Source organism: Kribbella sp. NPDC051770 (assembly GCF_040681455.1).
Taxonomy (GTDB): Bacteria; Actinomycetota; Actinomycetes; order Propionibacteriales; family Kribbellaceae; genus Kribbella.
In genome coordinates this window covers 153,736-172,352 of record NZ_JBFAYT010000004.1, presented here as the reverse complement: position 1 = coordinate 172,352, position 18,617 = coordinate 153,736, and the positions used below count along the sequence as shown (strand labels likewise).

Annotated in this window: 17 protein-coding genes; 12 read left to right on the top strand and 5 right to left on the bottom strand. The window is 70.0% G+C overall.

Annotation, left to right across the window (positions count from 1 at the left end; translation table 11 throughout):
- Nucleotides 1–31: 31 nt before the first annotated feature.
- Nucleotides 32–1,117, bottom strand: coding sequence for a winged helix DNA-binding domain-containing protein (locus tag AB0M01_RS15680; protein ID WP_363669753.1), 1,086 nt, complete (start codon nucleotides 1,115–1,117; stop codon nucleotides 32–34).
- 44 nt (nucleotides 1,118–1,161) lie between these two features.
- Between AB0M01_RS15680 and AB0M01_RS15675 the strand changes: the two genes are divergently transcribed.
- Nucleotides 1,162–2,169, top strand: coding sequence for a hypothetical protein (locus AB0M01_RS15675; protein ID WP_363669751.1), 1,008 nt, complete (start codon nucleotides 1,162–1,164; stop codon nucleotides 2,167–2,169).
- On the opposite strand, the gene AB0M01_RS15670 is transcribed toward AB0M01_RS15675, so the two are convergent.
- Complete coding sequence (locus AB0M01_RS15670) at nucleotides 2,061–2,558, bottom strand: RDD family protein (RefSeq protein WP_363669749.1); 498 nt, start codon at nucleotides 2,556–2,558, stop codon at nucleotides 2,061–2,063. The genes AB0M01_RS15675 and AB0M01_RS15670 overlap by 109 nt on opposite strands.
- 323 nt (nucleotides 2,559–2,881) lie before the next feature.
- Between AB0M01_RS15670 and AB0M01_RS15665 the strand changes: the two genes are divergently transcribed.
- From AB0M01_RS15665 to AB0M01_RS15650, 4 genes are read left to right on the top strand one after another with little or no spacing between them, the layout of a single operon-like run.
- Nucleotides 2,882–3,856 carry an ABC transporter ATP-binding protein gene (locus tag AB0M01_RS15665; protein ID WP_363669747.1) on the top strand — a complete coding sequence of 325 codons (975 nt, stop codon included), beginning with the start codon at nucleotides 2,882–2,884 and terminating at the stop codon, nucleotides 3,854–3,856.
- A complete protein-coding gene (locus AB0M01_RS15660; protein WP_363669744.1) occupies nucleotides 3,853–4,686 on the top strand; it encodes an ABC transporter permease subunit in 834 nt (277 codons plus the stop codon). Before AB0M01_RS15665 ends, AB0M01_RS15660 begins: the two co-directional genes overlap by 4 nt.
- Before the next feature lie 36 nt (nucleotides 4,687–4,722).
- Nucleotides 4,723–6,687, top strand: a complete 1,965-nt coding sequence (locus tag AB0M01_RS15655; protein WP_363669742.1) for a hypothetical protein — start codon at nucleotides 4,723–4,725, stop codon at nucleotides 6,685–6,687.
- Nucleotides 6,687–6,872: a hypothetical protein gene (locus tag AB0M01_RS15650; protein ID WP_363669740.1), complete on the top strand. Its 186-nt coding sequence runs from the start codon at nucleotides 6,687–6,689 to the stop codon at nucleotides 6,870–6,872. The genes AB0M01_RS15655 and AB0M01_RS15650 overlap by 1 nt, the downstream gene beginning before the upstream one ends.
- A gap of 149 nt (nucleotides 6,873–7,021) precedes the next feature.
- On the opposite strand, the gene AB0M01_RS15645 is transcribed toward AB0M01_RS15650, so the two are convergent.
- Nucleotides 7,022–7,162, bottom strand: coding sequence for a hypothetical protein (locus AB0M01_RS15645; RefSeq protein WP_363669738.1), 141 nt, complete (start codon nucleotides 7,160–7,162; stop codon nucleotides 7,022–7,024).
- Nucleotides 7,163–7,218: 56 nt separating this feature from the next.
- Between AB0M01_RS15645 and AB0M01_RS15640 the strand changes: the two genes are divergently transcribed.
- From AB0M01_RS15640 to AB0M01_RS15610, 7 genes are all read left to right on the top strand, one after another.
- On the top strand, nucleotides 7,219–7,404 hold the full coding sequence (locus tag AB0M01_RS15640) for a hypothetical protein (RefSeq protein WP_077018662.1): 186 nt from the start codon (nucleotides 7,219–7,221) through the stop codon (nucleotides 7,402–7,404).
- Between the two features lie 91 nt (nucleotides 7,405–7,495).
- On the top strand, nucleotides 7,496–9,412 hold the full coding sequence (locus AB0M01_RS15635) for a TOMM precursor leader peptide-binding protein (protein ID WP_363669735.1): 1,917 nt from the start codon (nucleotides 7,496–7,498) through the stop codon (nucleotides 9,410–9,412).
- A gap of 45 nt (nucleotides 9,413–9,457) precedes the next feature.
- Nucleotides 9,458–11,074, top strand: a complete 1,617-nt coding sequence (locus tag AB0M01_RS15630; protein ID WP_363669733.1) for a SagB family peptide dehydrogenase — start codon at nucleotides 9,458–9,460, stop codon at nucleotides 11,072–11,074.
- Nucleotides 11,071–13,839, top strand: a complete 2,769-nt coding sequence (locus tag AB0M01_RS15625) for a lantibiotic dehydratase (protein WP_363669731.1) — start codon at nucleotides 11,071–11,073, stop codon at nucleotides 13,837–13,839. Before AB0M01_RS15630 ends, AB0M01_RS15625 begins: the two co-directional genes overlap by 4 nt.
- Complete coding sequence (locus AB0M01_RS15620) at nucleotides 13,829–14,848, top strand: thiopeptide-type bacteriocin biosynthesis protein (protein ID WP_363669729.1); 1,020 nt, start codon at nucleotides 13,829–13,831, stop codon at nucleotides 14,846–14,848. Before AB0M01_RS15625 ends, AB0M01_RS15620 begins: the two co-directional genes overlap by 11 nt.
- Nucleotides 14,845–16,095, top strand: coding sequence for a M50 family metallopeptidase (locus tag AB0M01_RS15615; RefSeq protein ID WP_363669727.1), 1,251 nt, complete (start codon nucleotides 14,845–14,847; stop codon nucleotides 16,093–16,095). The genes AB0M01_RS15620 and AB0M01_RS15615 overlap by 4 nt, the downstream gene beginning before the upstream one ends.
- Nucleotides 16,095–16,358 carry a hypothetical protein gene (locus AB0M01_RS15610; RefSeq protein WP_363669725.1) on the top strand — a complete coding sequence of 88 codons (264 nt, stop codon included), beginning with the start codon at nucleotides 16,095–16,097 and terminating at the stop codon, nucleotides 16,356–16,358. The genes AB0M01_RS15615 and AB0M01_RS15610 overlap by 1 nt, the downstream gene beginning before the upstream one ends.
- On the opposite strand, the gene AB0M01_RS15605 is transcribed toward AB0M01_RS15610, so the two are convergent.
- Nucleotides 16,355–17,548: a glycine C-acetyltransferase gene (locus AB0M01_RS15605; protein ID WP_363669723.1), complete on the bottom strand. Its 1,194-nt coding sequence runs from the start codon at nucleotides 17,546–17,548 to the stop codon at nucleotides 16,355–16,357. The two genes, AB0M01_RS15610 and AB0M01_RS15605, sit on opposite strands and share 4 nt — an antisense overlap.
- Nucleotides 17,548–18,597: an L-threonine 3-dehydrogenase gene (gene tdh, locus AB0M01_RS15600; protein WP_363669721.1), complete on the bottom strand. Its 1,050-nt coding sequence runs from the start codon at nucleotides 18,595–18,597 to the stop codon at nucleotides 17,548–17,550. Before tdh ends, AB0M01_RS15605 begins: the two co-directional genes overlap by 1 nt.
- Between the last annotated feature and the right edge of the window lie 20 nt (nucleotides 18,598–18,617).

Genomic DNA, 18,617 nt, shown 5'->3' with positions numbered 1-18,617 from the left:
CCCAGTCATCCGACGTGTGACAACAACCTCATCAACTGGCCGTAACCACCGTGTAGGTCTTCGCATCCGGCTCCAGGAAGCGCAGCAGCGCCTCACCTTCACGCTCAACAGCGGTCATTGTGCGCTTCGCCGTCCGGCCGAACGGGGTCAGCGTGAGAGTTGCCACAGCGCGTTTCTTCTCCGCCGTCCACAGGCCCGCGACCTGTCCGTCGACGAGGTACGTTGCCTTCACCCGCAGGTTTTTCGTGAACACCGCCGGGCGATAGGCGTCGGCTATCACCCGCTCGCGCTTCGCGTACGCGAGCAGCAGGTTGTCGAACTCGGGCAGGAACCGCACCGGCGCAGGGGTTTCCGGGTCGGGTCGCGGAGCCGTCGGTACGTCGTACAGCGTGCGGCCGTTCTCGTCCTCGAAGCGTTCGAGGTCGGAGATCTCGAACAGCTTCTTGGCCGCCGGCAGCCCCGACCAGGTCTGGAAGTCGGCGGGCGTCGCCGGCCCGAACGCGTCCAGATATCGGATGACCAGCTCTTCCGGTACGGCGGACAGCAGCGGCTTGCGGCCGATCCACTGGTCGGCGAGCGTGAAGCGCGAGTTGGCCGTCCAGCCCCAGCGGGTGTCGGCCGGGTACATGACGAGCGGCACCATCATCCGCGTGCAGAACCCGAGCGCGCGGTCGTTCACGTCGGGGAACTGCTGCTGCAGGGCGTCACGTACTTCGGTGAACGTCAGCGGCTCCTTCGCGAGCAACTTCCGCGCCGCGGCGACGACCTTGTCGGGCTCCAGGCCCTCGCCGCGTTCCTTGAGCATCTTCAACCCGGCCTCGAGCACGGGCGCCAGGGTCGTCCGGAAGCGGAGGTAGTCCGCGGCGGTCACGAGATGCAGCGTGCCGCGATAGAGCGACGCCCGTACGAGTTCCCGCGCCTCGACCGCCGCCGTCAGGTCGGCGTCGGCGAAGCTGTCGAGGCGAGTCCACAGGCCGACGTACGGGTGCTTGGCCTCCTGCCCTTGCATCCCCGCCAGCCGTTGCACCGCCTCGACCGGGCTGACGTCCGCCCGCTCCAGCAGAAGCTGCCGACTCAGGGTCGCCCGGTTGATCGCCGCCGCACTCAGCACCGCCATGAAAACATCCTGCACGACCGCACCGACAGATGGTCTGATGAGCCGTGGAAACGCTGACCGCCCATCACCACGCGACCCTCGCACCGCCGCAGGAAGGCGATGAGCTCGTCGACGTCTCCATCGGCCCGTACGGCGAACTGATCGCGATCTGGGCAGCCGCCGGCGACCTCCCCGCCCTCCGAGCGGAAGGCAGGACGCCCGATGGGGAGTATGTCCCCGATGACCTGCTGCTGCAGCCGGTCGGCCTTCGGGTGGTCGCCTACAACCCCGAGCCGACGCTCCTCGTCTCGATCCCGGACTACCGGCGGGCCTGGCCGACGGCGCAGCCGATGCCCGGCGGGAACGTGCTGGTGGTCGGCTCCAGGTCTGAGTGGCATGAGGGTGTGGTCGCGCCGAACGCGATCTTGTACGACGCGAGCGGCGCGGTCGTCGGCGAGCAGTTGTTCGGCGACGGGATCCAGCATGTGCGAGCGACCCCGTCGGGACAGGTCTGGGTCGGATATGCCGACGAAGGGGTGTACGGCAACCTCGGCTGGGGATTCCCGGGGCCGCCGCCGATCGGTGCCGCGGGCTTGCTGCGCTTCGGTCCGGAGCTCGACCTCGCCTGGGAACTGCCCGGTGCGGCTGCGGTGATGGACGACCTCGAGGCGATCAACGTCGCCGGAGAAGTTGTCTGGGCGTCGTACTACCTCGACTACCCGATCGTCGAGATCGTGGACGGGCGGGTGCGGTCCTGGAGTACGTCGGCCGGTGAGGTACGTGCGTTGGCGGTCAGTGGTGACCAGGTTGCCTTGGTCATCCAGGGGCTCAAGCGGTTGGTGGTCGGGCGGTTGGAGGCAGGGCGGCACGTGGTGGAGCGGGAGTACGCACTCGATCTCCCGAACGGTGCGCAGGTCTTCGGGTGGGGGCCCGAGTTGCATGTTGTTGCAGGGCGCGAATGGTTTCAGTTGGAGCTTCCGTGGGACGACTCGACCCGGGTGCCCGCGAGCTTGTCGGCGTACGTGCGCCGGTTGCGGAGGATGGCTGCGGCTTGGAGGCCGAGGGCAACGTAGGCAGCTGAGGCGAGGACGGCGCCTCGGCGGGTGTTGTCTGCTCGGAACTCCCAGACTGCTTGGTGGCCGAGCTCCCAGGGGACGGCGGTCTTCGCGACGGTGCGGAGGAGGGTCTGGCGGTAGGTCGGATCTGCGCCCGATTCGTCACGGACGGTGAGACCCAGCGCGCGTTTGCCGGGGGAGCCGCCGGTGGCTTCGGCGGCGGCGAGGGCGGCGCTCAGGGGGAGGGTGAGGCCGGCTGCGACGAGCACTCGGGCCTTGGCCGGGGACACGTCGGGGAGGGGGCGGTTGCGGTGGCGCAGCAGCGTGATCGCGGCGAGGGCGCCCAGCGGGACGGCCATGGCGGTGTAGTCGATGGCGGTGGCCAGGGCTCGGCGTGCGGTCGGCATGAGGTGAGGTTACGCGACCACTGCCGGAAGGCCGCGCCACGCGGTCGAGTGGACAAAAGCCGATACCACGAAGAGTGATTGTCAAATGATCATTTCAAGCGAATAGTCAAAGCCTACTGAAACACTCGGCATAGCCGAAAGTTGGTCCAGATTTCCCTTGCCTGCTTGACGATCTGTTGACAAACATGGGCAGAACGAAAGAAGTTCTCGCCGTCGGAGAAACGTTCTGTTAGCCTCGTGCCCGGCTGGGGAGCCTGAATTGGGTGCGATTTGTCGAATGATTTTCACCTGTTCAGGAATGAGACCCGAGAGGCAGGTTTCCCGTGCCCACCGAGACCGTTCAGCCACGCCCGGACAGCGTCGGCGCGGCCACCGCGACCGTCGAGGTCGCGGGGGTCCGGAAGCGCTTCGGCAAGGTCGAGGCCCTGCGCGGGGTGAGCCTGGAAGTCCTGCCCGGACAGGTCTACGGCCTGCTCGGCCCGAACGGCGCCGGCAAGACGACCCTGCTGCGGATCCTGCTCGGCCTGGTCCGCCCGGACGACGGGACGGTCCGCGTCCTCGGCCGCCCACCCGGTACGCCGGAAGCGCTGCGCCGGGTCGGCGCCCTGATCGAGACCCCCGCGTTCGTCCCGCACCTGTCCGGCCGGACCAACCTCCAGGTCCTGGCTCGCGCCAAGGGCCTGCCCGACACCGAGGTCGACCGCGTCCTCGAGGTCGTCGAGCTGCACCAGCGCGGCAACGACCGCTTCACCGGGTACTCGCTCGGCATGGGCCAGCGCCTCGGCGTCGCCGCCGCGCTGCTCGGCGACCCGAAGCTGCTGATCCTCGACGAGCCGACCAACGGCCTCGACCCCGAGGGTGTCGCCTCGATGCGCGCGCTGGTCCGCTCGCTCGGAGCCGGCGGTACGACGGTGCTGTTCTCGTCGCACCAGCTCGGCGAGGTGCAGCAGATCTGCGACCGGGTGGTGGTGATCGACCGCGGCCTGGTGCTCGCCGACGACACCGTGACCGCGATCCGGGACCGGCCCGGCAGCGTCACGCTCGACGTGTGGGCGACGCCGGCCGACCAGGCGGCGCGCGTCCTCGCGGAGTACACAGGTCAAACGCCAGTTGAGGATGGAGACGCCGATGACCGGCACCTGCACCTCGCCTCCGCGCCCGACGACGTCCCGGGCCTGATCCGCGCACTGGTTGCCGCAGGCATCGACATCCACGAGGTCCGGCGCGAGCGGCAGACCCTGGAAGGCGTCTTCTTCGCCCTGACCAGCCACGACGACGACCCGACGGAGGAGTCATGATCGACGCGGTCGCCGCCGAGGGCCTGCTGCTGCGCAAGCGGATGGCACCGGTCGTGATCGGGATCGCCTGGATCCTGATGGTGGTCGGGTTCGCCTTCGTCGTGCCGTACATCATCTACAGCGTTCTCGACCCGTCCGACGCCGGCCGCGCCGAGCTGCTCGACATCCTGCTGCCGAACGCGGTCGCGTCCACCTCGCTGAGCAGCTACCCGCTGTTCGGCGGCGCGATCATGCTGATCCTCGGCGTGCTGGTGACCGGTTCGGAGTACCGGTGGAACACCTGGACCGCCCGCTTCAGCCAGGGTCCGGGCCGGGTGCAGGTGCTGCTGGCCAAGTTCGTGGTCGCGGCGATCGCGACCACCGTGATCGCGCTCGCGGCCGCGGCCGCGGCGGTCGCCTCATCGGCGATCATCGGCGCAGTCGAAGGCCGAGCCGCCGACTGGCCCTCAGCCGGCGCACTGCTCGGCTCGCTCGGCGCCGCCGCGCTGATCTCGGCCGCCTGGATGAGCGTCGGGGCCGCCCTCGGCGTCGTCTTCCGCGGTACGACGGTCGCCCTCGCCGCCGGGCTGCTCTGGACCCTCGGCCTGGAGAACGCGCTCTCCGGCCTCGCCGGGATCCTGCCCGGGCTCGAACCTGTCCGCTACGTCCTGCTCGGCTCGGCCAGCGGTTCGCTGGTCGGCGGCCTGGGCGCACCCACCCAAGGCGACGGCGGAACCCCAGGCGTCGTCGACTACCTGAACGTTCCCGCGGCCTGTCTCGTCCTGGTCGCCTACATCGCCGTGAGCACCACCGTGGCCGCCGTCCTGATCCGGCGTCGCGACATCAGCTGAGCCCCGTACCGCCTTCCTTCCGCCCGAGGAGCGACCGTGACCAACCCGCCCGATGAACTCGTCCGTCCGCGGATGCGCCAGGACGTCGCCTTCCTGGAGACCCTCGACGGGGTCTACGTCCGGGGTGCCGACGGCCCCTTCGTGATCCGCGGCGCCGGCGCGTACCGGTACCTGTCGGCGCTGCTGCCGCACCTCGACGGCAGCAAGGCGCTCGGTGAAATCGTTGCCGGGCTCCCCGAGGCGCACGTCGGGGCGGTGAAGTCGTTGCTCGGCACCCTGGCCTCGCGCGGGGTCGTGCTCGACGGTGTCGGCGCGGAGATCGCCGAGGAGGTGCGGGCGAGCTACCCGAGCCAGATCGCGCTGCTCGAGCACCACGGCGACGACGGGAGCGGGTTCGCCCGGGTCGCCGCAGCTCGGGTGGTGGTGATCGGCACCGACGACGAGGCGACCGGGACGCTCGCGGCCGCGTTGAGCGCCAACGGGGTCGGCTCAGGCGCCGAGGGCTTCGTGAAGACGACGGCGGAGCCCGCCGACCTGGTGTGCTTGGTGGCGCTGGACGGACCGTCGCCGGAGCTGTTCGCCCTTGCTGAGCAGGCCCGACAGACCGGTACGGCGTTCCTGCCGCTCGTACGCGTGGGTGATCAGCTCGTCGCCGGGCCCTGGCAGGGGTCGGTGTCGATCCAGTCGGCGCTGCTGCGGATGAGCGACAACGCGGTCGCCGGTACGGCGGAGTTGTGGCAGGCCGCGGTCGCCGGCCCGTCGACGGCTCCGGCGCGGGCTGCGCTACCTGGTGTCGCGGCGACGATGCTGCTGAACGTCGCGGGGTTCGAGATCTTCAAGCAGCTCTCGGGCGTGATGGCGTCGGATCTGGACGAGATGGTCGTGCTGGTCGATCCGGACCGGCTGACCGTGCACACCGAGCACGTGGTCGCGCATCCGGCGGTTGAGGCGCCCAAGGCCGCGAGTCCGGGGGAGGCGGCCGACAGCGTGGAGACTGCTTACCGGCGGTTCGACTCGGTCGTCGCTGACTCCACAGGTTTGATGCGGCGGTTCGACGACGACGCGGTGCCGCAGATCCCGGTGAAGACGGCGGTGCTGCTCGCTCCAGCTGCTGATGCTGAGCCGCTCGTGTCGTTCGGCGTCGAGACCGTGCTGGAGGCGCGGCTGGCGGCGCTGGAGGCTGCGGCGATCCGGTACTCGGTCAACCTGCATCGGCGCTGTCAGCTGCTGCAGGAGCCGGCTGCTGATGCGGAGTACGTCGTACCGGAGCTGCTGGAGTCCTGGCTGGGTGTCGGGCCGGCTCGACCGCACCAGGTCGCGGCGACCGAGGTAGGGACCGGTCGAGCGCTGGCGGTGGATCGGGCGGCGGTGCTGGCCGGGCCGCTGGACTGGAACGCGGCTGAGTTCGAGCCGGATCTCGGTGGGCTCGCTGCTGCGCCGACGAAGGCTGAGGCGGTCTCGCGTGCCCTGGTCGCGGCGGCTGGAGCAGCTGCTGTCGCTGCCGTGGCGCGCGGAGAGCTGCCGGTGTCGAGTGTTTCCGACGAGCTGATCGAGCAGGCGCTGGAGCCGCAGCAGTACCGGCGGTTGATGATCCTGGTGAACGAGCTGACGGCTGCTGGGGACCGAGTGTCCTTCCAGTGCGGTCGGGGTGCTGTGCCGGTCGCGGTGGTTGCTGTTGGCAACGTGCGGATCGCGCGCTCGGGGAGCTCCTGGGTGGCAGCGGCCGAGGAGGCGTTGCTCTCGGTGGTCGGTGAGCGCCAGCTGGCCGGTACCTCGTTCGCACGCACGGAACATCGCCTCGGCTTGGATGCTGATCTCAGTGGACTGAGGTCCGACGGTTCAGAGGTGCAGCCCACCGAGCTGACCCGTTCTGTCACTGATGAAGAGATCACTCAGCGGGCTGCCGTTGTCGATCTCACCCCACCCGACCTGATCGGCGTCACCGCCGTCGCCCGGGTGCTGCTCTTCCGCTCGTCTGTCCCCGTAGCGAAGGACTCGTGATGACCGATCTGACCGCCGAACTGCTCTCGCTGGAGAGCGCCACCTTCGAGGTGGAGGAGATCGCCGACGTCGGGATGGAGGCTGCGAGCTGGTGCAGCTCCAGCACCAGTACGTCGAGCTGCTCCTCGTGCAGCACGTCCAGCTGCTGCGGGTGCTCCAGCTGCAGCTGCAGCAGTGCCAGCTGATCCAGGTACTGCCTCCCCACAGGTTCCGCCGCCCGGCCGGGTGGCGGCTCCCACCCGCCCAGGAAGGAGGTGAACACCATGGCGCTTCGCGAAGAGCTGCTCGTGCTCGAGACCGCGACGTTCGAGATCGAGGACATCATCGACCTCGGTCAGGACGCCGCCGGCTGGTGCAGCTCGAGCTGCTCGTGCTCCAGCTGCTCGTCCTGCAGCACGTCCAGCTGCTGCTCGACCAGCACCAGCACCGGGTGCGGCGGCGGCTGATCGCTGCCTGCCCGTCGTACCGGTTCCAACCGTTCCGCCCAGACGCGGCTGACCAGCCGCGCAGCAGAAAGAAAGGAAGACCGCCATGAGCACTCAGTCGCTCGGCCTCGAACTGCTCGACCTCGAGGCCGTCACCTTCGAGGTCGACGAGATCACCGACCCGTCGCTCGACCTCGCAGCCACCAGCTCGTCCTGCAGCTGCTCCAGCTGCTGCTCCTGCAGCACCTCGAGCTGCTGCTCGACGAGCACCAGCACCTCCAGCTGCGGCTGACGGTGTGCACGTGAGCTGAGTGCTGCGGACCAAGGGCCCTGGTCCGCAGCATGTTCACCCCTCCCGCCCCGACCGTGAAGGAGCAGCACCAGTGACGACCTTGGAAGCCCACCCGCCCTCTCCCACGGCGGACCCTGCCGCCCTGGTCACTGCGGCCGGTACGGCGATCGCCGCACTGCTGCCGCCCGGCCCGGTCCTGACCCTGGACCTCGCGGTGCTCGGCCTGCCGGGCCAGGAGGACCGCACCACGATCGGGTCATCTGGAACCACCGTCAGCATCCGCCTCTATGCAGGCACACTGGTGGTGGCAGCGACCCCTGGTGGCTCTGGACCTTGTCCTACCTGTTTCGACCGTCGCTGGGTGGTCTGTCGCCCTACCGTCGAGCGCCGCATCCTCGACCACCCGCACGGCGTCCTCACCACCGCGTCGACCATGCCCGGTCAGCACGCACTCGCCGTCGCTGCCACGCTCAGCCGGGTCGCCAGCGAGGCGACTCCTGACGGCCCGGCGTACCCCGTGTGGGAGATCGACACCCGCACCGCGCGCGTCGAGCGCTACGGCCTGATCCGCGACTCCTCCTGCGACGCTTGCGCCGAGCCCGGCCCCGACACCGCCGACAACGCCCGCATCCAACTCGTCGGCACCCCCGCGTCGAGCCCCGGCAGCGGCCGCTCCCGCAAGCCCGAGGACCTGAACCTCCCGATGGACGCCCTGGCCAACCCGGTCTGCGGCATGCTCGGCGGCCCGGCGATCCGCGCCTACCACGCCACCGCGACCGCCCCCGCGAGCGGCCACTTCGAGGTTCGCAGCAAGTACGGCCTGCACGAGATGTGGTGGAGCGGCCACGCCGAGAGCTACCGGCGCAGCGAGCTCCTGGGCGCTCTCGAAGGACTCGAACGCGACGCCGGCCAGCGCCCCCGCCGGGTCGACGTGGCGCTGCGCGCCACCCCCGCCGAGCTGACCGTCCCGTACGTCGAGATGGAGCAGTGCGGCCTCTACACCCCGGACTTCTACGTCGGGCACGCCGACAAGTACGTGCCCTGGGCAACCAATCCGAAGGTGCCCTGGGTCTGGGGCTGGTCGGTCCGCGACGACCGCGCGCTGCTCGTCCCGGAGCAGATCGTCTACTACCTCGACCACCGCGAGGACCACCGCAACACCGTGCAGGAGTGCTCGAACGGGTGCGCCTCCGGCAGCTCGGTGACCGAGGCGGTGCTGCACGGCCAGCTGGAGCTGATCGAGCGCGACGCCTTCCTGATCAGCTGGTACGGCGGCCTGACGCCGACCGAGATCGACCTGGACACCGTGGACAACCCGCTGGTCCGGCAGATGCGCGCGCACGTCGACCTGCTCGGCTACGACCTGCGCTGCTTCGACATCCGGGTCGACCTGCCGGTCCCGGCGGTCGGTGCGGTCGCCGTACGGCGTGACGGTGGGCGGGGCACGCTCTGCTTCGCCGGTGGCGCCTCGCTGGACCCGGCGGACGCCGTACGGGCTGCTGTGTGTGAGGTGGCGTCGTACGTGACCGGGTTCGAGGAGCGGGTGACGGAGAGCCTGGACGAGGTGCGGCCGATGGTGACCGACTACCGCAACGTCGGGGAGCTCGCGCACCACGCGCTGCTGTTCGGGATGCCGGAGATGGCCGAGCACGCGCAGCACTGGTTGCGGCAGAGCGAGGTGACGCCGCTGGACGAGGTGTTCGCCGACTGGACCACCGGTCGTGCGCCGGTCACCGACCTGCGCGAGCCGGTCGAGGAGATCGTCGCGCTGTTCGCCGAGCGCGGGATGGACACGGTCGTGGTGGACCAGACCACGCCGGAGCAGCTGGCGATGGGGCTGCGCACGGTGGCGACGATCGTGCCCGGGCTGATCCCGATCGACTTCGGCTGGCAGCGGCAGCGGGTGCTGACCATGCCGCGCACCCTCTGGGCGCCGTACGCCGGTGGCCGCACCTCCCAGCCGCTGACGCCCGAGCAGCTGCACCGGGTGCCGCACCCGTTCCCCTAAGCGCCGTAGCCAGAGTCCACCGTCTTCCGTAGGAGTTGAGCGCAGGTGACCAGCCAGATCGACGCCGCTGCCGGGCCGAGCCGCCCCGCGGTCGCGATGGACTACGCACGCCGGATGTTCGAGCGGCAGCGGGTGCCCCTGCCGCCGCTCGGCTTCCAGGTGGACTGGGGTGACCAGCCGTCGCGGCACAAGCTGTACCTGGACGCGCCGAAGCTGCCGCTGCCTGTGCCGTTCGCGCAGTTGCCGTCGCTGCAGGTGCAGGAGGCAGCGGCCCGTGCGGTGGGACCTGCGGACGACCGGATGCCGTCGCTCGACGTACTGGCATCGGTGCTGGGCTGCTACGGGCTGATCGACCGCCGCACCGGCTTGAACTGGAACGAGGACAGCGCTGCCAAGCTCAAGCCCGCAGCGCCTGTGTGGGCTCGACCGACGGCGTCCGGCGGCGGCATGTACCCGGCGGAGAGCTACCTGGTCGCCGGTGCCGGGGCGCCGCTGCGCACTGGCGTCTACCACTACGACACCGCCCACCACAGCCTCGACCGGCTCTCTTCAGCCAACCGCTGTGCCGACCTGGCGGCCGCTACCGGTGTCGACGCCGGGCTGTATCTCGTGGCCACATTGAAGTTCTGGAAGAACGCGTTCAAGTACAACTCGTTCAGCTACCACGTGGTGACCCAGGACGTGGGCGCGCTGCTCGCTTCCTGGCGGCTGGTCCTGGCCGCGGCCGGCCACGTGGTCGAGCCGGTCCTGTGGTTCGACGAGGCACCGGTCAGTACGGCGCTCGCCGTCGACGGCCGCACCGAGGCGCCCTTCGTGGTGGTCCCGCTCGGCCCAGCAGTCACCAGCGAAGCCCAGCCAACGCAGCCACAGCATCTGAGGGTGTGGGAGAAGTCCGAACGCGTCCGTGACTTCGAGCTGGTCGAGCGCGTCCACGCCGCCACTCTCGTCGGCGACCAGCCCCGACCGGTTAAAGCAGCCGTCACCCCGCAGCCCATCACCGGCGAGACTGTCCAGCTGCCGACACCGGAGACAGCAGCGCATGACCTCACCACCAGCCTCCGCACCAGGCGCTCCAGCTTCGGCCTCTTCTCCGCCTACCCCAAGCTCAGCACCGCCGACCTGGGCGCAGTCCTGGCGACCACCGCCCAGATGACCCGTGCCGGATCGGACATCGAGCCGGCGCCGAGACAGGACCCCTGGACTCGCCTCTGGGTGCTGCCGAACGCAGTGGAAGGCCTGGAGAAGCGTGCCTACGCCTACGACCCCGCAGCCCACCAGCTGATCCGTGCTGGTGAGTTCGACTACCGGGAGGTCCAGCGGCACTACGCGCTGACCAACTACAACCTCAGCGAAGTCGCGGCGGTCGTGGTGATCACCGGTCGCTTGGAGGCGCTGCTGGCGGCGTACGGCGCCCGTGGCTACCGGATGCTCAGCGTCGAGGTCGGCCAGCTCGCCCAGACCAGCTACCTCGCCGCCACCGCCCACGGGCTCGGGATCGGAGCGGTGCTCGGGATCGACAACCTGGCCGCCGACGAGTTCCTGGGGATCGAGGAGACCGACGAGCGCAGCATGCTCTTCCTCCTGCTCGGCCACGAACGCGTCGGCCGGGCCGGCTACGACCACGGCCTGCACCACCGCGCGGCGCAAGGAGACCAGCGATGACCGACGTCCTCTCCACTCCCTACAGCCCAGACGCCGGTACGGCCTCCGGCTGGCGGCTCGGCTCCGGCTTTCTGCTGCGGGTCGCCGGGCAGCCCGCCGAAGCAGTCGCCGTACTGCGGACGCCAGCTGCTGTCGACTGGACCGAGCAGGTGCTCGCCGCCGAGGCGGTTCGGGATGCGGTGGCCAGCGAGGTCAGGGAGGCGCTGGAAGCCGAGCTGGCGACGCGTGACCCGGAGGACCCCGAGCGAGTCGCCTTGATCAACCTGCGCCGGGACGCCTTCAACGGCAGGCGTCCGCGCCCGGCCACGGTGACCAGGGCCGAGCCGCTGCTGCCGGACGCCGTCCGCAGCCTTACGCACCAGTGGATCGCAGCCATTGACAGGGTGCGGGAGCTGTTCGACCAGGGCGTCGCCGTACTCGGTGAGGACCTGGCCGCAGCGCGCGTCAGGGCACGGGAGCTGCTGGCCGACGACAAGCTGCGCGGCGCCGTACTGCTGCAGTCCGAGGTCCTCGAGAAGAACATGGACCGCTACCTCGACCCGAAGCGCAAGGTCGACAAGCACGGCCGTCAGGTCGAGCGGACCCTGCTGGAGCTGCTCTACCGGGCCGCGCTGAAGACCAGCCCGTTCAGCACGCTGACCTCGGTCGGCCTCGGCCGCTTCAGCGACACCGCGACCCGGCCGCGCCCGGAGCCCACCTCGCTGGAGCAGCGGTCCACGGTCCGGCTGAACATCGCCGTCCTGGCCCGCTTGGCGGCCGTCGTACTGGCTGATCCGACGCTGCGCTCCGGGCTGCGGGTGAGTCTCGCGCCGGGTGCCAGCTCGGACGGCGAGACGATGCGCTACGTCCGGCGCCGTACCGCCGCCGGCAACGACCCCGACGCGGTTGTTGCCCTCGACAACGTTCACGAGAACCTGTTCTTCCTGCCCAGCGGCCCCGCGCTCGACGACGTCGTCGCGCTGACCCGCGACGACCGGCCAACGCTGGCCGAGCTGAGCCAGCAGATCGCAGCCAAGGCCGAAGGGCGGACAGCGGCGGAGGCCGACCAGCTGATCGGCCACCTGCTCCGGCTGGGCTTCCTGCTCGCGCCGGACCTGCAGATCGACCTGCGGGCGAGCGATCCCACCAAGGTGCTGCTGGCCGCGCTCACAGCGCAGGACCACCCCACGCTGCAGGAGCTGGCCGCGTCGCTGCAGGCTGCAGTCGACCTGGTCGACGCCTACCCCAGTACGCCGGCCCGCGGCCGCGCCGCGATCCTGAACGCGATCCGCGACCACGTCCGGGCCTGCTTCGAGCTGCTCGGCGCCTCCGAGCAGCTCGTCCCGCGGACGGTGATCTACGAGGACACGACGATCACCGGCAACGGCCTCGAGGTCGACCGTGGGCTCTGGGAGCGCACGCTGCTGCCGGATCTCGCCGATCTCGCGGACCTGCTGCCGGCGTTCGACCTCAACGTGTCCCGACGCCTGACCACCAAGGGATTCTTCAAGGCCCGGTACGGCGTCGGCGGCGACTGCCAGGACGTGGTCCGGTTCTGCCACGAGTTCCAGCGCGACTTCTTCGACCCCTACACGCGCCGGTCGCTGCGCCGCCGCCAGTTCGACGACGACAACGCGTTCGTGCCGCAGGAGAACTGGTTCAAGCTGCCCGAGATCGTCGCGGTCGACAAGGCCCGCGAGGTCGCGTCGCTGCACCTGAAGGGGATCCCGACCAGCACCGAGGAGATCCGCCTCGGCCCGGACTTCGTCGACGCCGTACGCCGGGAACTGCCGCCGGGCCTCGCCCAGCCGTGGTCGTTCTTCACCCAGCTCGCGCGCACCGATGAGGACCCGGGCCGGCTGATCCTCAACCAGGCGTACGCCGGCCTGACGCTGATGTTCTCCCGGTTCGCGCACAGCCTCGACGACGGCGCGACCGAGCTGATCAGCGAGATCCTCCGGGACTACGCGCCGGACGGCGCCGTCCTGGCCGAGCTGCGCGGCGGCTACGAGACGACGAACCTGAATGTGCACCCCGCCGTCACGCAGTACGAGATCGTCTGTCCTGGTGACGCGAGCACCCGGCCGAAGGACGAGCAGATCGCGCTGGACGACCTCTATCTCGTGCACGACGCCGAGGCCGACCGGGTCCGGCTGAGGTCGACCCGGCTCGGCCGCGAGGTGGTCCCGGTCTACCTGGGCTTCCTGATGCCGATGGCGCTGCCGGAGATCCAGCAGATCCTGCTCTGCTTCTCGCCCAGCGGGATGGCGCAGATCGACCTGTGGGCGGGGACCGGCGACCCGATCCCGGTCGACGGCATCCAGGCGTACCCGCGACTGGTGCTCGGCGACCTGGTGCTGCAGCGGCGGATGTGGAAGCTGAACACCGCGGTCTTCCCGTTCCGGGACCCGGCGCACTCCGACGCCGAGCACCTGCTGCGCGTCCGGCGCTGGCGACTCGACCACGGACTGCCCACGCGGTTGTTCGCCCAGATCGACAACGCGGCGGCCAAGTCGCCGGCTGATGACGGCGCGGCTCCGGACACCCCGGAGACGCCGGGCGCCGAGCGCAAGGCCGGCCGCAAGCCGCTGCCGGTCGACTTCGACAGCTGGATGTCGCTGCAGCTGCTGGAACAACTGGCGCTGGGCGCCGCGTCCCGGATCGTGCTCACCGAGGCGAACCCGGACACCGACGAGCTCTGGCTGACCGACGAGCACGGCCGGCCGCACGTCTGCGAACTGTTGATCGAGCTCTACGACACCGGGAGGGACTGCGATGACGAATGAGTGGGTGGCCCTGCACGTCTTCTACGCCAGTGACGCCAACCCGATCCTCGTCGAGGCGGTCCGGCCGCTGGTCGAGGAGCTGCGCGAGGAGGAGCTGATCGACCGCTGGTTCTTCATCAAGTACTGGATGGAGGGCCCGCACCTGCGGATCCGGTTCCGGCCGTCGCGGCCCGAGCTGCGCACCGAGGTGACCCGGCGGGCGACGGCGGCGATCGAGGCGTTCCTGGCCCGCAGACCGGCGCTCTACGACACCGATGTCGAGGGGCTCGGCGACATCTACAAGAAGATGTACCTGGCCGAGTACGGCGAGGAGCGCTTCGTCGAGGAGTACGGCGAGGACGGCCAGATGCCGTTCCGTCCGAACAACAGCGTCGCGCTGATGGCCTACGACCAGGAGTTCGACCGGTACGGCGGCCCGGTGGGCATGGAGATCGGCGAGTGGCACTTCGAGGCGTCCAGCGACCTCGTGGCCAAGCTGCTCGCCACCTCCAACACCCACGTCCGCCCGGTGCTGCTCGGGCTGGCGACGCAGCTGTCGCTGCTAACGGCGTACTCGTTCCTGGAGACCGACGAGGCGGTGCGCCAGTTCTTCCAGCGCTACCGGGGGTTCTGGGAGACGTCGTACCAGGAGCCGTCCGACGACTACCACGACTCCTTCGACAAGAGCTTCGCGCTGACCAGGGCGTCGCTGACCGAGCGGGTCGACCGGATCCGGACGATCAGCGCGGGGGAGACCGGGCAGCAGCTGTCGGGGATCGAGCGGACCTGGCTGGCGCACTGCCGGGAGCTGCGCGACAAGCTGGACGGGGAGGCCTCTCGGTTGCTGTTCCCCAGCCGGACCGGTGGCACTGAGCGGGAGCCGATTCTCGATCCAGCGGCTCGGGCGGCGGTGCTGCTGAGCAGCTACATCCACATGACCAACAACCGCCTCGGTGTGGCCATCCTGGACGAGATTTACCTGTCGTACCTGATCGAGCGGGCGCTGGAGCCCGCCGCGGTCGCGGGATGACAACCGTCAGCGGTCCAGCGGCCAGTAGCTGGCTGGACGATGCCAGGCCTGCGCTGCGCTCGACTGTCCGGATCGGTCCCGGCCTGCTCAGGGGGCCGTCGGTCGTGCACATCATCGGCGACCGCGACACCCAGGCGTTCCTGCGCGTGGGTCCGCGGGAGGCGTTCCTGATGGCGCAGCTCGACGGCACTCGGTCGCTGGCCGACATCGGGGCCTCCTACGCGGAGCAGTTCGGCAAGCGGCTCGGGGAGGCGCACTGGCAACAGCTGCTGGGGTTGCTGCACGCTCATGCGCTGATGGAGCCGGCCGCCGCCGAGCAGCTGGACGCCGTACGGGAGAAGGCGGAGGTAGCGCGCCGTGCTGCAGGTAGGTCGCCGCTGCTGTGGCGGCGGCCGTTACCTGGTGCGGCGGAGTTCGCTGTACGACTTGCCGGCCGCATCGGCTGGCTGCTGAACCCGCTGGTCGCCGTACCGCTGGCACTGCTCGGTACGGCGGTCGCCGTGTCCGTGCTGCTCGACTGGAGCACGCTCTGGTCGGCGGTGACGGATTCACCCTCGCGCTGGACCGCGACCGTGATCGGATTGACCGTCGGCTGGCTGGTGATCGCCGGGCACGAGCTGTTCCACGGCATCGCCTGCGTCCGGTACGGCGGCCGCCCGACCGAGATCGGGGTGATGTGGCGGTTCCCGATGATCGCGCCGTACTGCAAGGTCGACGACGTCGTCACCTTCCCGCACCGCGGGCACCGGGTCGTCACGTCGTTCGCCGGGATCTACGTCAACCTGGTCGCGCTGATCCCGTTCGGCGCGCTCTGGTGGTGGGGGCCGCAGTCGGGCTGGTGGCACGGCCTGGCGGGCGCGCTGCTGCTGTTCGGTGTGGTCGCGGTGGTGGCGAACCTGGTCCCGGTGCTGAAGCTGGACGGCTACCACATGCTCGAGCACGCCACCGCGACGTCGAACCTGCAGGGGGAGTCGTTCCGATTCGCCGGGGCGTTCCTGCGCCGCGGGCCGGCCGGCGTCGCTCAGTACCCGCGTGGGGCCAAGCTGATCTACGCCGGGTACGCCGTACTGGCCACTGCGATCCTCGGACCTGCGGTGGTGCTGCTGGTGCGCAGCTGGTACCTCAGCCTGGCGCACTGGTGGAGCCCTGGCGTTGCTGTTGCCGTACTGGTTGGTGAGGCCGTTGTCGTCGGCGGGCTGCTGCGCTGGGCGATAGTCTGGAAGCGGAGAGCGACGGAGGCCGCCTGATGGAACTGCTGCAGACCCTGCTCGGTGTCCTGTTCGTACTGGGCCTCAGCTGCGGTGGCTGGCTGATCTGGGGTGTGAGCCAGAGCCGCCAGCGCAAGCACGAGCTGGCGATGGCCCGGGAGCGTGAGCTGACCAAGCGCGAGCAGCTGCGGATCGAGTCGGAGGAGCGCATCCAGGAGCGCGCCGACCGGATCTACCTGGACGCCGTCCGCGAGCACACCGGCCCGCCCCCGATCGAGGACGGGCCGGCGCCGAAGAACTAGGCGCCCGAGGGCTGGGCCAGCGCGGCGCGAGCTTCGACGAACGCCGCGACTGCGCGCTCGACGTCCTCAGTGGAGTGCGCCGCGGACAGCTGTGTGCGGATCCGCGCCTTGCCGTGCGGCACGACCGGGTACGAGAACCCGATCACGTAGATCCCCAGCTCCAGCAGCTTGTCCGCCAGCCGGCCCGCCTCGGCCGCGTCGCCGATCATCACCGGCGAGATCGGGTGGTCACCCGGCAGCACGTCGAAGCCCGCCTCGGTCATCTTCGTCCGGAACAGCGTGGTGTTGGCCGCGAGCTTGTCGCGCAGGTCCGACGAGCCGCCGATCAGCTCCAGCGCCTTGAGCGAAGCGGCGGTCACCGACGGGGCCAGCGAGTTCGAGAACAGGTACGGACGCGAGCGCTGCCGCAGCAGCTCGACGATCTCGGCCCGGCCCGAGACGTAACCGCCGGAGGCGCCGCCGAGCGCCTTGCCGAGCGTCCCGGTCACGACGTCGACGCGGTCCTTCACGCCGAACAGCGACGGCGTACCGGCGCCGTCCGGCCCGACGAAGCCGACCGCGTGCGAGTCGTCGACCATCACCAGCGCGTCGTACCGCTCGGCCAGGTCGCAGATCTCGTCCAGCGGGGCGACGTACCCGTCCATCGAGAAGACACCGTCGGTCGCGATCAGCCGGTAGCGCGCGTCGGCCGCGTCCTTCAGCTGGGCCTCCAGGTCGGCCATGTCGCGGTTCTTGTACCGGTACCGCTTGGCCTTGGACAGCCGGATGCCGTCGATGATGCTGGCGTGGTTGAGCTCGTCGGAGATCACCGCGTCCTCGGCACCGAGCAGCGTCTCGAACAGGCCGCCGTTGGCGTCGAAGCAGGAGCTGTACAGGATCGTGTCGTCGGTCCCGAGGAAGTTGCTCAGGGCCCCTTCCAGGTCCTTGTGGATCTCCTGGGTGCCGCAGATGAAGCGCACCGAGGCCATCCCGAAGCCCCACCGGTCGAGCGCGTCGCGGGCGGCGGCGATCACCTCGGGGTGGTCGGCCAGGCCGAGGTAGTTGTTGGCGCAGAAGTTGAGCACCTGCTGGCCCGCGGTCGCGATGGCCGCGTTCTGCGGGGAACTGATCACCCGCTCGGACTTGTAGAGCCCGGCGTCGCGGATCTCGCCGATGGTCGTGGTCAGGTCGTCGCGCATCCGGCCGAACATCAGTGCTTCTCCTCGTACGTCGGGGTGGTCCAGTCCATGATGACCTTGCCGCACTGCCCCTGCCGGGCGGTGTCGAAGGCCTGCTCGAAGTCGGCGTACCCGAACCGGTGGGTGATCACCGGGCCGAGGTCGAGACCGCGCTCCAGCATCACCGACATCGAGTACCAGGTCTCGAACATCTCTCGGCCGTAGATGCCCTTGATCGTCAGCATGTTGAGCACCACCGTGCCCCAGTCGATGGCGATCTCGTCCGACGGCAGCCCGAGCATCGCGATCTTGCCGCCGTGGTTCATGTTGGCCAGCATGTCGCGCAGCGCGACCGGCTGCCCGGACATCTCCATCCCGACGTCGAAGCCCTCGCGCATCCCGAGCTCGCGCTGGGCGTCGGCGATGCTCTCCTCGCCGACGTTCACCGCGCGGGTGACGCCGAGCTTGCGGGCCAGGTCGAGCCGGTAGTCGGACAGGTCGGTGATCACCACGTTCCGGGCGCCGGCGTGGATCGCGACCGCGGCGGCCATGATCCCGATCGGGCCGGCGCCGGTGATCAGGACGTCCTCGCCGACCACCGGGAACGACAGCGCGGTGTGCACGGCGTTGCCGAACGGGTCGAAGATCGCGGCCACGTCCAGGTCGACCGGGTCGCGGTGCACCCAGACGTTCGTGGCCGGCAGGGCGACGTACTCCGCGAACGCGCCCGGGACGTGCACGCCGAGGCCGCGGGTCTTGATGCACAGGTGCCGGCGGCCGGCCCGGCAGTTGCGGCAGCGGCCGCAGACCAGGTGCCCCTCGCCGCTGACCACGTCACCGACCGCGACGTCGCGGACGCCGGCGCCGATCTCGACCACCTCGCCGCAGAACTCGTGCCCGGTGACCATCGGGACCGGGACGTTCTTCTGCGCCCAGGCGTCCCAGTTCTGGATGTGCAGGTCGGTGCCGCACAGCCCGGTCCGGAGCACCTTGATCAGGACCTCGTCGGCCTCGATCCGCGGCTCCGGCACGTCCTGCAACCACAGGCCGGGCTCGTTCTTCGCCTTCACCAGCGCTTTCACTGCGTCCTCCTCGACGATCG